The following is a 14,078-nucleotide window of genomic DNA, read 5'->3' on the forward strand; positions in this document are numbered from 1 at the left end:
TTTACGATAATGCCCAAACAAATGACCCTGGAAATTATAATTTTTACGATAATGCCCAAACAAATGACCCTGGAAATTATAATTTTTACGATAATGCTCAGACAAATGGCCCTGGAAATTATGATTTTTATAGAAATACGCAGACAAAAAATTCTTCAAATAAAAATTCAAAAGCTTTATTACCTCTTCTTTACATATTAATTGCATGCTTAGCAGGTTATATGTTTTTTAAAATGAATAATAAAAATAATAATACAGTGGCTATCAAACATACAATTCCTGGTAGCTCTCAAAAACAAGTTATAGAACAGAATAATACAAAAGAAAATAATAACGAAATACATCTGAAAGATGATAATCAAACTAATACAAATTCACAAGATATTTCTGATATTAATTTAGCTAGTAAAGATTTTTCAGGATTTAGTGAACAACCCTCACAAAATATGACAGATTTAGAGAATATTAATTATTTAGCATCAAATTTACCATCAGTAGATTTTTTGAGAACAAATTTTAGTTCAGAAGAATTAGCTTTATTAAGAAATACGATATATGCCAAATATAATCGTATATTTCAGACTCCTAAATATTCTAGCTATTTTAGCAGAAAAACATGGTATCGGGGAGAATATAACGAAGTAAGTGAAAGAAATTTCTCGCAAGGTGAATTTGATTTATTAAATAATATTCTGATGGCAGAAGGAAAACCAACTATTAGTAGGTAAGTTTATTTATATATTAGACCTGTTCGATAACTATACAAACTTAGAATTTAATAAAATAAATATCTTGAAGCAAGGGGTCTTGACCCCTTGTATAGATAAAAAAACTTAGGTTATTGAACATATCTATTTAATTTTATAATTGTTTAAAATATAATAATAGAAGAATATAAAAATGAAGAAAATTATACTTTTATTAACTTAATAATTGACAATCAAACTAATTAGGAGTAAAATATACATAAAATTATTCAAAATTTAATTTTGAAAATAATTTATTTCTAGGAGGACATTATGAAAATGAGAAGTCAATTAAAAAAGGGATTAATTATTTTAGCGGGAATTGCAATGTTAAGTATGAGTCTTGCTGCAAAGGAAACAGTAACATATCCGAAAGATAATAAAGCTACTCAAGCATTAGGATTTGTAAAATTGGAAAATTCATTTGGTATTTCTTCAAGTTTTGAAGGAAATACTGTTTATATTAATTCAGGTGGAAAACCTCTTGAACGTGTTTTTGGAGCAGTAGAAGACAACAACAATAAATTTCCTGAAATAAAAAATAACAAGGTAATTATTAATGGTGGTGTTTTGGCAACAAATGGATTTTGGGAAAAAGATGGAGTGAAAGCAGTAAGAGGTGGAAGTGTCTACGGTGGTGCTGGACAAAATTCAGTAGTAAGTGATAATGAAATAATAATAAAAGGCGACTCGAAAATTGGTGGTAATGTTTATGGTGGTTACAGCCACAGAGGTTCTGTCATAAATAATAAAATCGTAATAGAGAGTAATTCTGTATTGTTTGGAAAAGAAAGTATATTATTCGGAGGAAGAGGAAGCCGTAATATAAATATAAAAGACAATAAGCCTGAACCTGTTGATGTAATAACTGGAAATACACTCGATCTGAAAGCCCAAAATATTAAAGTTAAAGATATTAAGAATTTTGAAAAAATCGTATTTGAAATATCTAACAAAATTAGACAAAATGATAAAATATTAATACTTACAAATAGCGAAGGAGCAGCTCCAGAAAAGCCTGAAATTGTAAAAATTTCTTCAAAAGTTACAGACATATCTGAAGCCGAAAAAAACAAAATATTAGCTGAAAAAAATAAAGCAATTAATCTTGATATAAATGTAGTTTTTCAAAATAAACCTTCAAAAAATATAAAAAATTTAAAAATTACTCTAATTAATGCAGAAAATGGACTTGAATTTAACAAATTGCCTAAAAATATAGAAAAAACTGAAAAAGGTTATAAATATAGTGTAAAATTTGAAAAAGATGCCAAAAATTTGTATGCTATAATTAATGCAAGTCTTATAAAAAATTAGTATATACAGAAGTTTTAAATTTATATTATTCCCTATTTAAAAAGCGAATATTTATTTTAATTATTTAAGAGAAAATATTAGATTTAATCTAATAAAAAGATTTATAGTGTATTCGTTATTCAAATGGGGGTTAGTAAAGTTCAAAAAAAAGACACCTGAGCGTGTCTTTTTTATTTGTTATTCAAATGAAATTACTAATTTTTTACCAAATGCAGCAGCCAATTTTTTTAATGTTTTTAGTGAAGGATTGGCATTTCCGTTTTCTATTTTGCTTATATCTCCTTGCGTTATCCCAGTTAAGTCTGACAATTCCTTTTGTGTGATATTTTTATCTTTTCTTGCTTCAATAATTTCTTTTATAATTTGAAATTCTGCTTCAAGACTTTCATATTCTTTTCTAAACTCTTCATCTTTTAATTGTTCGTTTAAAAAATCTTTAAAATATTTACTCATATTTGTCACTCCTTTTAAAATATTCAAACCGAAACTTTTTGGCTTTATTTATCTCTAGTTTAGATGTTTTTTGAGATTTTTTTATAAATCCATTGGTTAAAATAATCTTTCTGTTTATTACAAAAAAATATAGAATTCTTGCTATATTACTTCCTTGTTGTACCCTTATTTCATAAATTCCGTCTCCTAGAGATTTAGAGTACGGTTCTCTGACATTGTTACCTTCTAATTCTAGTAACTTTATCATACGAACTAGCCTTGTCTTCATTTTTAAATCTTGTGAAACAATAAATTCTTTTACTGGACAAGTTCCATTTCCTTTTTCAAAAAATTCTACAATAAATTTACTCATATTTTCCCCTCCCTTTTACATTTTATATGATATAACATATATTGTCAAGAATTTTTTAATAATTTTTCTTCAAAAGTCCAACTACATCTCTAACTTCATCCATCTTGGCAGTAGCAATACTTCTAGCTTTAATTGCACCTTTATGTAAAATTTCATAAACATAATCCATATTATTTTCTAGCTCTTCACGTTTTTTCTGGAATGGAGAAAAATAGTCCATAAATTTATCAAATAATTCATTTTTAGCATGTCCGTATCCAAAATTTCCTGCTCTGAATTTTTCTTTCAATGCCTCTACTTCTGCTTCTGTTGCAAAAAGGGCATATAATTTTGTAATATTGTTATCAGGATCTTTTGGTTCTTCTAAAGGTGTTGAATCTGTTACAATGTTCATAATTTGTTTTTTTAATGCTTTTTTTGAACCAAACATATTTATTACATTTCCATAAGATTTACTCATCTTGTCACCATCTGTTCCTGGCACAGTTGCCACATTTTCAACAATTTTTTCTTTTGGCAATTTGAAGATTTCCTTGTTATAAGTTTCATTAAATTTAGTTGCAATATCACGAGTCATTTCCAAATGTTGTTTTTGATCCTTTCCAACAGGCACAATATCTGGAGAATACATTAAAATGTCAGCTGCCATAAGTATCGGATAAGTAAACAGTCCTACATTTGGCTTAATTCCTTTTGCAACCTTGTCTTTATATGAATGAGCTCTTTCCAATAGCCCCATCGGAGAAATATTTGATAAAATCCAAGATAATTCTGCATGTTCAGGCACATCTGACTGTAAAAATAATGTTGATTTTTTAGGATTTAACCCCAAAGCTAAATAATCCAAAATCACGTTTATTGTATTAGATTTTAAATCTTCTCCTTTTGGTGAAGATGTCAGGGCATGATAATTTGCCAAAAAATAAAATCCTTCATATTCATCTTGCAATTCTACAAATTGCTTGATTGCTCCAAAATAGTTTCCAATATGTAAAATCCCGCTGGGTTGAATACCAGATAAACTTCTCATAAAAACCTCCATAATTTATTTAAGTATTTTTATTTTAAAACTTATCAATTTATTTTCTTAAAGTTAAAATATGTTTTAAAAGTATGTTAACATTATATCACTAAAAAAATTTTTTGTAAAATATTAAAATAAAGTTCATTCTATTGATTTTAAAATATAACTTTGATATAATATGCTCAAAGTAAAATATGAAAAGGAGAAGTTTGTAAAATGAATAAAAATAGACTAACAAAAATATTGCTACTGCTTGTTGTTGTCCTATTTGGACTTGGAAAAATGTATTTTGGAAGAAATAGTAATAAAACAAAAAATAATTTTTCAAAAGGATTTGTTACACAAAATGAAAAAAGTAATAAATTTGCTAAATGGGAAAGCAAAAAAAATAACGATAAAAGAAACAGTAATGAAAAACAATATCTAAATGGTAAAAAATTAGAAAATAAAAAATATAAAATTGATTATGAACATGTAATTGGCGGAGATGAAAATTCTCAAGGAAAAGTTACGGGAGGACACTCGCTTTTACGTGGAGATGTCAGAATTGTAAAAAAGATTGGAAGTCCAGCTAAAAATGGAGTATATCGGGCAAGCATTGAAGTAAAGAAAAAAGATGGAACTTGGCAAGCGAAAACATCTAATGGTGGAGTAAATACAATGTTTCCAGAAAATTGGGATGAAGCTAGAATAATTGATGAAATAAATTCAGCCTGGGAAAATAGAAAAGATTTAAAGGGCAGAGATAGCAATATGTGGCAAGGAATCAGCAAAAGCGGAGTTTTAATTCGTGGCTATAAAAGTCCTAGAATAACTGCTTATCCTGTTTATGAAAATCGTTAAAAATTAGATTAAAGAAAGGAAAGGCATAATGATTATAAAATTTGGATATTATGATGATGAAGATTTTGGGCTGACTGCATTTCCAGAAGTAAAATTTTCTGAAAGGGAAATAGCCAAAAATAAGAAAAAAAATGTTTCTTTAGAAAAAAAGAAAAAAGAATATACCAAATATTTAATAACTGGAATAATGGAAGATTTCCCAGATACAGAAATAATTAATATTCTGTTGCCCCAATTAGAACAAGTTGAAAATGGGAAATTGCAGGAAACTACTTGGGATGGACAGGCTTTTCAGCATAAAATTAATAAAAATAGAGTAGAATTTGAGCATACGATTTTTGGGATTTGTGAGGAATATCCGCTGTGGAGCTGTAAGTTTAAGGAGTATAAAAAAGTTTTGGAAAGCTGGAAAAGGTTTTTGGGGATGGAATTCGATTTAAAAAGTGAAGTTGTAGTGGAGATTTAACAAAAATAAAAAAGACTATCAAAAGAATAATTTTTATTCTAAATCAAGATAGTCTATTTTTTTATTTTATAAGTTTTATTTTTGTAAATCTTTAAAATTAAGGTCTTAATTTTGCCAATTCTTCTAAATCAAGATCAGCATCGTAATCTACGTTGTCAAAGTCAAATCCGTTTAATTGCATAAATTCTTCTCTTGCTCCAGCATAGTCACTTATTTCTTTAAAGTTTTCTGGAGTAACTTTATCCCAAAGTGCTTCTACTTCAGCTTGAACGTCTTCACGCATTTCCCAGTTATCTGGACGTAATCTTCTTTCTTCGTCAATTACTGGATGATTTCCATAAACCATTTGAGTTAATAATCTATGTTTTTGTTGGATTGTACCTTCATGAATACCTTTTTCTTTCATTACTTTATAAAGTAATGCTGCGTATAATGGGAAAATAGGGATAACTGCACTTGCTTTTGTCATTAATGCTTTACTTAATGAAACGTAAGCTTCACCATTATGTCTTTCTTTTAAAAAGTCATTTAAAATATCAGAAATATGTTCTAGATCTCTTTTTGCTGCTCCAATTGTACCTTCTTTATAAATTCCATAAGTTACTTTTGGACCTAAATATGAGTAAGCGACTGTTTTAAAGCCTTCAGAAAGAACGCCACCTTTATCAAGTGCTTCAATCCATAATTTCCAGTCTTCTCCACCCATAACTTTTATAGTACTTTTAATTTCTTCAGGAGTTGCAACACCCATTGTTGTTTCTTCCATAGTTTCCTTTTCAAAATTGATAGTTGGTCCTGTAATTTCTTTTGTAGTAGATTTTAATGCTGAACGGTAAGTTACGCCATCAATAGGATCAGTTCTAACTCCACTTGCTAAACTATAAATTAACAAGTCAATTTTTCCACCAAATTCTTCTTTGATGAATTTTATTACATCATCTTTCATTTCAAAAGAAAAAGCATCACCGATGAAATTTTTATATTTTAGTCCTTCTTTTTCAGCAGCTTCATCAAATGCAATTGTGTTCCACCATCCAGCAGATCCAGTTCTTTTCCCTTCGATACCTTTTTCAAATGCCACTCCAATAGTTTCGGCTCCAGCACCAAAAGCAAGGGAAATTCTTGTCGCAAGTCCATATCCAGAAGAAGAACCAATAATTAGTACTTTTTTTGGACCTTCATACTTATCTTGTGATTTTACGTAATCAATTTGTCTTTTTACAAATTCCTTTGCTCCAATTGGATGATTTGTAAGTGCTAAACCACCTTTTAATCTAGGTTTTATAACCATTTTATTTTTTCCTCCTAAATTTATTTATTATAATAATTTTTATTTTTTAAAAATATATATATATTTAAAATGATAACATATTTTAAGCCACGTTTTCAAGAAATATTTTAAATTAAATAGAAATAAATAACTTTGATTATCAAAATAGTTTTAAAAATATTGACTAAAATAAATTATGTGGTAAACTAATAAGGAAGTGATAAATAGCAAAAAATATTAAAACAATAAAAAATATGGAGATGATTAAAATGGGAATGACTATTGATTTTACAGGAAAGACAGTTTTAGTGACAGGAGCAGCAAAAGGTTTGGGAAAAGATATGGCATTACTTTTTGCATCTTGTGGAGCAAATGTTCATATTGGTGACTTCAATACAGAAGAAGCTGAAAAAACAGTTGCTGAGCTTAAAAATTTTGGAGTAAAAGCAGATTTCACAAAATGTGATGTTTCAAATGAAGAAGAAGTTCAAAAAATGGTAGAAGATGCAAAGACATTAGGAAATGGGAAACTAGATGTAGTGGTGAATGCGGCTGGAGTAATTTCTATACAAGATTTACTTTATACAAATGCAAAAGAAATGCAAAGAATATTAAATATTAATGTCGTAGGATCTGCTTTAGTTTTAAAACATTCTTTGGGAACTATGATGAAACAAAAATCTGGAAATATAATATTAGTTTCATCAATTGCTGGTAGAGAAGGAATGGATATGTTGCAAATTTACTGTGCTTCAAAAGCAGGAGTTACTTCATTGGTACAAAGTGCAGCAAGAAGAGGAGCACCATATAATGTTCGTGTAAATGGTATTTTGCCAGGAATTATCCGTACATCAATGTGGGAAGAAATACTAGATGGAATGTCACATAACTGGGATCCTAACAATAAAGAAGAAGTATCACCAGAAGTTCGTGAAGAATTGTGGAAAAAATCCGTAGAATCACTGATACCTTTAGGTCATGCTCAAAGTGGAAAAGACATAGCATACGCAACTGCTTTTTTAGCTTCTGATTTTGCAAAGGAAATCACAAGTGAATGCTTGTCAATTGATGGTGGAACTACTGTTGGAAGATAGGAAACTTTATAAATAGTAAATTTTATTAAGTGTGTTAGAACACTTGTTGCTTTAGCCATGAGATGAATAACACCAACATTGAAAATGTTGCTTTAAAATTTGCAATATTACTAATATATTTGGATTTAAAATATAATATACAGATAAAAAGTAGCAGTGTAGACATAATGTCTTATCTAGTAGTGGCTATTGTGGACTAGCCAAAAAGAATAAGGATTTTAAAATCAAACTTCTTAGAAGATAACTTACTTTTTCAGTTATCTTATGAAGCTCTCGACTTTTAGTCGTGAGTAGTTCACAAAATAGCACAAGGAAACTCAGAATTGAAAATATGGGAGGAATTGTGCTATTTTTAAATTGGAAAAATATAAAAAGGAGAAATAAAAATTGGACGATAAAAAATTAATGATTTTGGAAGAAAAGTTAAAAAATGAGTTGTCAGAAGATAAAATAAATTATATAAACAAATATAAATTAAAATTAAATGATAAAAGGCAATGGATGACGACTAAAAATAACGTTCCAGAAAGAGTCTATTTTTCGCATAATTTTATCTTGAAGAATACGATATTAGAAGTTATTTTTAGAAAATATCAATTATGTTATGCAAAATTAAAATACTTCAGGAAAAACTTTGATAAATTTTCATATTTTAAATATGATCCAAAATTAGGATTTATTGAAACAGAATTTTGGGACATTGAGTTTTTTTATCATAAAAAATCTGGAAAATATATTGACTTGAGATATTTGCAACAAATAACAGAGATAGAGGTATTTTTAGAATTTGTAAATTGGCTTGAAAGTTTATAGAATAAAAAAGTCATTTGGAGATTAAAAAATATTTTGAAAAATTGAAATAGACCCCATTTTTTGATATAATTTATTCATTAAAGTAAAAATTTTAAGAGTGATTGAGGAAGGTTGTTATGATAAAAAGAATAGATACAAAAAGTGGGAAAACAATTTCGTATGTATATAATTTGAAAGATGAAGATTATAGAATTGTGTCTGAAAGATTGGAGATGGCTGAAGAAAAGATAAAAAATGTCATTGATGAGGAAGTTTTTACACCGAGAATTTCAAAATCAGACTGGGAAATCTATAAATTGTATTATCCGACTGTGAAGAAACCTATGAGAGATAAAGAAGTTACATCTTACGAGATTAATCCGATTGTGATTTGTTTGAAGAAAGACAAAATTGTTATTTTGGACGATGATTATTATGAAGATTTTTATGATTTTGTTGAGAAATACATTGAATTAAGGGATGAAATTCTTGAGGAAAATCGTTTTTTTCTAAATATGCTTCATAAAATTTCCCAAAGTCTTTATAAGCATGTGAGAATTTTGATTGGGGAGCATGATAAGATTGAAACAGTTTTGAGAGAGCAGCAAAGTAATGAGAAATTGATTTCATTATCGGAAGTGGAGCAAGGTTTTTATGTTTACAATATTGCAATGAGAAATTTGGATTATGTCGTTGAGAATTTAAAAGAAGATGAACAATTTGAGCAATATGAAGAATACATGACAAGAATTTTACAAGAAATAAATTTTACACTTGATTTATCGTCTTCATACTGTGAAATCTGTAAAACAACAAGGGAAACATATTCTTCATATATTGGAAATAATATGAATATTACAATGAAAATTTTGGCTGCAGCAACAATATTAATCACAGTTCCAAATATGATTTTTGGATTTTATGGAATGAATGTGAAGTTACCTCTTCAAGATACGGGTTTCTTGGCACTAGTCATAATTTTTGTAATAATGATGATTTTAATGTTGATTTTATGGAAGTATATGAAAGATAAGGTTTTATAATATGAAAAAAATCTTGACTTTTTTATTTGTGTACTGTATTATGTACATAGGTGAAAGGAGTGATTTTTGTGACAAATACAAATGCAACTAATTTGAGAAAAAATTTATTTTCTTATTTAGAATCAGCGATTGACTATAATGATGTTATTAATGTGAATACAAAAAAAGGAAATGCAATTATCATTAGTGAAGCTGAATATAACGGTTTACTAGAAACTTTATATTTGCTGTCAGATCCAAATATGAAAGAAAAGATTGAAGCTGCAAAGAATGCTACTGATGAAGATTATGAGGTTTTTGAATGGTAGAAGAATATAAGATTTATATTTTAAAGAAAGCTAATAAAGATAAGGAGAAAATAAAACAATTTCCAGCATTAAAAAATAATGTAGATAAATTGATAAATCTTATAAAGAAAAATCCTTTTCAAACTCCACCATCTTACGAGATTCTAACTAAAGATTTGAAGGGATATTATTCAAGAAGAATTAATAAGCAACATAGGCTTGTTTATGAAGTTATTGAGGAAGAAAAAAGGATAAATATTATTAGTATATGGACACGTTATGAATTTTATGAAATAAGTAAAGATTAGTTTTTATGAAAAATGAAGGCTAATCTTTTTAAATTTTTGTATTTATTTGCTAAGTTATAACTTATAAAATTGCAGAAAAATATATTTTTATAAGTTATAACTGATGAAAATATTGATTTTTAGTTTTTTGTAAGTTATAATTGAAAAGAGGTGATAAGATGTTAAAAAGAGATGAGTATATAAAACAAATAGTACCTTTTATTGATAAAGATGTGATAAAGGTTTTGACAGGAATAAGGAGAAGTGGAAAATCAGTAATGTTAAAACTTTTAATGGAAGAATTAAAAAATATAGGAATAAATGAAAAACAGTTTATTTATATTAATTTTGAAAATTTGAAATATAGAAATCTAAAAAATTATGAGAGATTGTATGATTTTATTTTAAATAAGGTTGATGATAAATATAAGAGCTACTATATTTTTTTAGATGAGATTCAAGAAGTGAAAGAATGGGAAAGATGTGTGAACTCTTTGAGGGTGGATGAAGAGTTTAGATTTGATATTTATATTACAGGTTCAAATGCTAAGCTGCTTTCAGGAGAGCTTTCAACATATCTGGCTGGGAGATATATTGAGTTTGTTGTGTATCCGTTTTCATTTAAAGAGTTTTTTGAAATTATACAGGAGAAAAATCAAGAAATAAAAGTAAAAGAAGCATTTCAAGACTATGTAAAATTTGGAGGAATGCCGTTTCTTCATAATTTGGATTACAATTATGAAGCAAGTATGCAATATTGACAAGACTTATATGCTTCCATTATATTGAAGGATATTACCCAGAGAAATAATATTAGAGATACAGATTTACTTGAAAGAATAATAAATTATGTTATTATGAATATTGGAAATACATTTTCAGCAACATCAATTTCTAAATTTTTTAAAAGCGAGAATAGAAAAGTTGCAACAGAGACAATACTAAACTATATAAAAGCATGTGAAGAGGCATTTTTAGTTTACCGGGTTGCTAGAAATGATTTATTAGGAAAAAAGATATTGAATGTGAATGAAAAATATTACATAGCTGATCATGGGATAAGAGAAGCTATAATGGAAAATAATCAGAAAAATATAAATCAAGTACTGGAAAATATTGTGTATTTTGAAATGCTGAGAAGAGGATATAATCTAAAAATTGGAAAGGTAGATAATCTTGAAATAGATTTTATCTGTAAAAGAAATGATGAAACAATATATATTCAAGTAAGTTATTTATTAGCCTCAGAAGATACAAAAGAAAGAGAATTTTCAGTTTTAGAAAATATTAAAGACAATTATCCAAAATATGTGCTGTCGATGGATGAATTTGATATGTCAAGAAATGGGATAAAGCATGTAAATTTGATAGAATTTTTAATAAAATAAGCTAACTGCAAAAATTGAATAGTTGTAAAGAACAGTATCGGTTAAAAATAATATTTTTCAGTATTTTTTGTTATATAAAATAGTGTTGCTAAAAGGGGAAAAAGTAGGTATACTTATAGTACAACAAAAAAATAAATAACAAATTAAGGAAAGGAATGATAATAATGAACATAAGCAAATTTATTGATCACACAATTTTGAAGGCGAGTGTTACGAGAGAAGATATAAAAAAATTATGCGATGAAGCAAAAGAATATGGATTTTATTCAGTTTGCGTGAATGGGGCAAATGTTGAGTATGCTTTTAGTCAAGTTAAGGATAGTGATGTAAAGGTTGCAGCAGTAGTTGGGTTTCCTTTGGGGGCTATGGCGACTGATGTAAAGGTATTCGAGGCGAAAAAGGCGATTGAAGATGGTGCTTCAGAAATTGACATGGTTATTAATGTTGGAGCATTGAAAGATAAGGACTACGATTTGGTGGAAAATGAAATTAGAAGAATTAAAGAAGCGATTGGAAAAAATATCTTGAAAGTGATTATTGAAACTTGCTATTTGACTGATGAGGAAAAAGTGAAGGCGTGTGAATTGGCTGTTAATGCGAATGCTAATTTTGTAAAAACTTCGACAGGTTTCGGAACAGAAGGGGCTACATTTGAAGATGTGGTACTTATGAAAAAAACAGTTGGAGATAAGGCTAAGGTTAAGGCAAGCGGTGGAGTGAGAGACTTTGAGACTGCGAAAAAATATATTGAATTGGGTGCCGAAAGATTGGGAACGAGTTCTGGAATTGCGATTGTAACTGGGGCTGAAAACAAAAGTTCTGGATATTAAATTTTGAAAAAATATTTTTTTCTTTGAATAAAAAAATTATGATAGCAAGGGTCCAATACCCCTTGTCAAAAAATTATAATTTTTATAAATAATAAATTTTCTAAAAAAAGGTGAGAAAGATGAAATTTAAAAATTATTTATTTTTTGTATTTTTACTATTGATTTCTGTAATTAGTTTTGGGGAAAATACGAATGCTCAAGAAATTTTATTGACTGATAACGGTGTAATTTTGAATTTAAGAGGAATTTTTAAGATGGATTGGGATAAAAGTAATCCAGAGGTGCCTTGCTCGGGTACTGGGTATGGTGAAATTCTATTTTATCCTGAGAATAAAGATATTGTGAATGGGAAACCGCTAGTTTTGAGGCTTAGAAATTTTGACTACAATAATCCAGAAATATACGAGGATAATAAAAATTATGAAAAAGAAGCGGCTAAGGAAGAGAAAATTATTACTGAAACATTGAAGAAAAATTTTCCAGAAGAATATCAAAAAATGCAAAAAATTCGTAAAGGGAAATTTGAAGTTCCAGCAACAGTTAAGATAAAAAAGGTTTTGCCATATACAGAATGTGATTTTACGACTGTTTATGCTTATGCTACAGAATTAAAGAGAGTTGATGGTGCGAAATCGAAAATTACTGAAATAAAAACAAAAAAATCGAAGGATTTTGAAGAAGAGTTTTCAGATCCTAATGAACCTTTTGATTTGAAAAAATATGAAGTGAGTTCAAAGGACGGATATGCGAATTTGCGTGAAAAACCGACAAAAGAATCAAAAATTGTTTCAAAAATGAATAATGGAACTGTTTTGAAATATATTACAAAATCTGGCGACTGGTATTATGTTTTTGATGTTGAGTATCCTGATGAAAGTAATAAATTCTCAAAAGCAAAGGAATATCGAGGTTTTATCCATAAAAGCCAGTTGAAAAAATATGTTGATTAAAAATTTGAAAATATAAGAATTTCATACAAAAATTTTATACTAAATATTATTTGAAAAATAGGAAAATATTTTATTTATTTTTGCTAAGGAAATTTGATCTCTCATTAAATAGAATTTATACCTAATGGGAAATAGTATGAAAATGTAGAAAAAGGAAGAAAAAAATGACTTTTGAAGAAATAGAGAAATTTTACAAGAAAGACACGATTACGGTAGCAAAGGAGTTACTTGGGAAAATTTTGATTTCAAGAAATGAAAATGAGATATTTGCTGGATATATTGTTGAAACAGAGGCGTATTTGGGTGAATTTGACAGAGCGGCTCACGGTTACGGGAAAAAACGGACTCCAAAAGTAGAAGCGTTATTTGAAAAGGCTGGAACTGTTTATATTCACTCGATACACTCTCATAAAATGCTAAATATTGTGACTTGTGAAAAAGAAAATCCGCAAAGTGTATTAATTAGAGCAATAGAGCCAATTTTGAATGTCAAAAGAATGGAAGAAAATCGTGGAAAAAGTGGAATTTTAGTAAGTAATGGACCAGGAAAATTTACAAAGGCATTTGGGATTGACGATAGATTTTATAAGACGGAAATTCAGATTGTTGAGAAAAATATGTCTGAAATTGAAAATTTTTCTGAAAAATTAGAAAATGAAAATTTTGGAATTAAATATGACATTTCTAAAATAAATGAAAAATATTTGTATCTTGATTTTGAAAATGCTAAAATTCCTAAGAAAATAAGTACTTCTGCGAGAATTGGAGTTCCGAATAAAGGTGTTTGGACTGAGAAAAAATTGCGATTTTTTGTGGAAGGGAATAGGTTTGTTTCTGGGATGAGGAAAGCGGATATGAAAGATGATGTTTGGGAGTGAAATATTTTTATTGTAATTTTTGTTTGAAAAGAAATTTATAAAATTGAATTTGAATCGA

At 28.0% G+C, this 14,078-nt stretch carries 16 protein-coding genes and 1 pseudogene; 13 read left to right on the forward strand and 4 right to left on the reverse strand.

Annotation, left to right across the window (positions count from 1 at the left end):
* Both ACO409_RS02670 and ACO409_RS02675 read left to right on the forward strand, forming a co-directional pair.
* Positions 1-728: YARHG domain-containing protein (locus ACO409_RS02670; RefSeq protein WP_485554580.1), on the forward strand; the 728-nt coding region annotated here is incomplete at its 5' end.
* A 291-nt stretch (positions 729-1,019) separates the two neighbouring features.
* Positions 1,020-2,063, forward strand: a complete 1,044-nt coding sequence (locus ACO409_RS02675) for a hypothetical protein (protein WP_485554582.1) — start codon at positions 1,020-1,022, stop codon at positions 2,061-2,063.
* A gap of 177 nt (positions 2,064-2,240) precedes the next feature.
* Here the strand turns inward: ACO409_RS02675 and ACO409_RS02680 are convergent, their stop codons facing one another.
* The 3 genes from ACO409_RS02680 to trpS are packed head-to-tail and all read right to left on the reverse strand — an operon-like array spanning position 2,241 to position 3,898.
* Positions 2,241-2,516, reverse strand: a complete 276-nt coding sequence (locus tag ACO409_RS02680; RefSeq protein ID WP_018449644.1) for a helix-turn-helix domain-containing protein — start codon at positions 2,514-2,516, stop codon at positions 2,241-2,243.
* Positions 2,509-2,868 (reverse strand): type II toxin-antitoxin system RelE/ParE family toxin, encoded by a 360-nt coding sequence (locus ACO409_RS02685; RefSeq protein WP_485554585.1) that lies wholly within the window; start codon positions 2,866-2,868, stop codon positions 2,509-2,511. The genes ACO409_RS02680 and ACO409_RS02685 overlap by 8 nt, the downstream gene beginning before the upstream one ends.
* Before the next feature lie 55 nt (positions 2,869-2,923).
* Positions 2,924-3,898, reverse strand: a complete 975-nt coding sequence (gene trpS / locus ACO409_RS02690; RefSeq protein ID WP_485554587.1) for a tryptophan--tRNA ligase — start codon at positions 3,896-3,898, stop codon at positions 2,924-2,926.
* A gap of 210 nt (positions 3,899-4,108) precedes the next feature.
* On the opposite strand from trpS, the gene ACO409_RS02695 reads away from it, so the two are divergent.
* A complete protein-coding gene (locus ACO409_RS02695; RefSeq protein ID WP_485554589.1) occupies positions 4,109-4,735 on the forward strand; it encodes an EndoU domain-containing protein in 627 nt (208 codons plus the stop codon).
* 28 nt (positions 4,736-4,763) lie between these two features.
* Positions 4,764-5,201 carry a hypothetical protein gene (locus ACO409_RS02700; RefSeq protein ID WP_485554591.1) on the forward strand — a complete coding sequence of 146 codons (438 nt, stop codon included), beginning with the start codon at positions 4,764-4,766 and terminating at the stop codon, positions 5,199-5,201.
* A 97-nt stretch (positions 5,202-5,298) separates the two neighbouring features.
* Here ACO409_RS02700 and fabV read toward each other — a convergent pair whose 3' ends face one another.
* Positions 5,299-6,492: an enoyl-ACP reductase FabV gene (gene fabV / locus ACO409_RS02705; protein ID WP_485554593.1), complete on the reverse strand. Its 1,194-nt coding sequence runs from the start codon at positions 6,490-6,492 to the stop codon at positions 5,299-5,301.
* Positions 6,493-6,740: 248 nt separating this feature from the next.
* Here fabV and ACO409_RS02710 point away from each other — a divergent pair, with 248 nt between their 5' ends.
* The 9 genes and pseudogenes from ACO409_RS02710 (at position 6,741) to ACO409_RS02750 (ending at position 14,020) form a co-directional block, all read left to right on the forward strand.
* A complete protein-coding gene (locus tag ACO409_RS02710) occupies positions 6,741-7,565 on the forward strand; it encodes an SDR family NAD(P)-dependent oxidoreductase (protein WP_485554594.1) in 825 nt (274 codons plus the stop codon).
* 387 nt (positions 7,566-7,952) lie between these two features.
* Positions 7,953-8,378 carry a hypothetical protein gene (locus tag ACO409_RS02715; RefSeq protein ID WP_485554596.1) on the forward strand — a complete coding sequence of 142 codons (426 nt, stop codon included), beginning with the start codon at positions 7,953-7,955 and terminating at the stop codon, positions 8,376-8,378.
* A 116-nt stretch (positions 8,379-8,494) separates the two neighbouring features.
* Positions 8,495-9,400 (forward strand): CorA family divalent cation transporter, encoded by a 906-nt coding sequence (locus ACO409_RS02720; RefSeq protein WP_485554598.1) that lies wholly within the window; start codon positions 8,495-8,497, stop codon positions 9,398-9,400.
* 68 nt (positions 9,401-9,468) lie between these two features.
* Positions 9,469-9,708 carry a type II toxin-antitoxin system Phd/YefM family antitoxin gene (locus ACO409_RS02725; RefSeq protein WP_485554599.1) on the forward strand — a complete coding sequence of 80 codons (240 nt, stop codon included), beginning with the start codon at positions 9,469-9,471 and terminating at the stop codon, positions 9,706-9,708.
* Positions 9,702-9,995 carry a Txe/YoeB family addiction module toxin gene (locus ACO409_RS02730; RefSeq protein WP_485554601.1) on the forward strand — a complete coding sequence of 98 codons (294 nt, stop codon included), beginning with the start codon at positions 9,702-9,704 and terminating at the stop codon, positions 9,993-9,995. The genes ACO409_RS02725 and ACO409_RS02730 overlap by 7 nt, the downstream gene beginning before the upstream one ends.
* A gap of 158 nt (positions 9,996-10,153) precedes the next feature.
* Positions 10,154-11,362 (forward strand): annotated as a pseudogene (locus ACO409_RS02735) (ATP-binding protein).
* 164 nt (positions 11,363-11,526) lie between these two features.
* Positions 11,527-12,192, forward strand: coding sequence for a deoxyribose-phosphate aldolase (gene deoC / locus ACO409_RS02740; RefSeq protein ID WP_485554603.1), 666 nt, complete (start codon positions 11,527-11,529; stop codon positions 12,190-12,192).
* 119 nt (positions 12,193-12,311) lie between these two features.
* Positions 12,312-13,142, forward strand: a complete 831-nt coding sequence (locus tag ACO409_RS02745) for an SH3 domain-containing protein (RefSeq protein ID WP_485554605.1) — start codon at positions 12,312-12,314, stop codon at positions 13,140-13,142.
* A 164-nt stretch (positions 13,143-13,306) separates the two neighbouring features.
* A complete protein-coding gene (locus tag ACO409_RS02750; protein WP_315047162.1) occupies positions 13,307-14,020 on the forward strand; it encodes a DNA-3-methyladenine glycosylase in 714 nt (237 codons plus the stop codon).
* The last annotated feature ends 58 nt before the right edge of the window (positions 14,021-14,078 follow it).

It is taken from the genome of Leptotrichia sp., assembly GCF_057270615.1.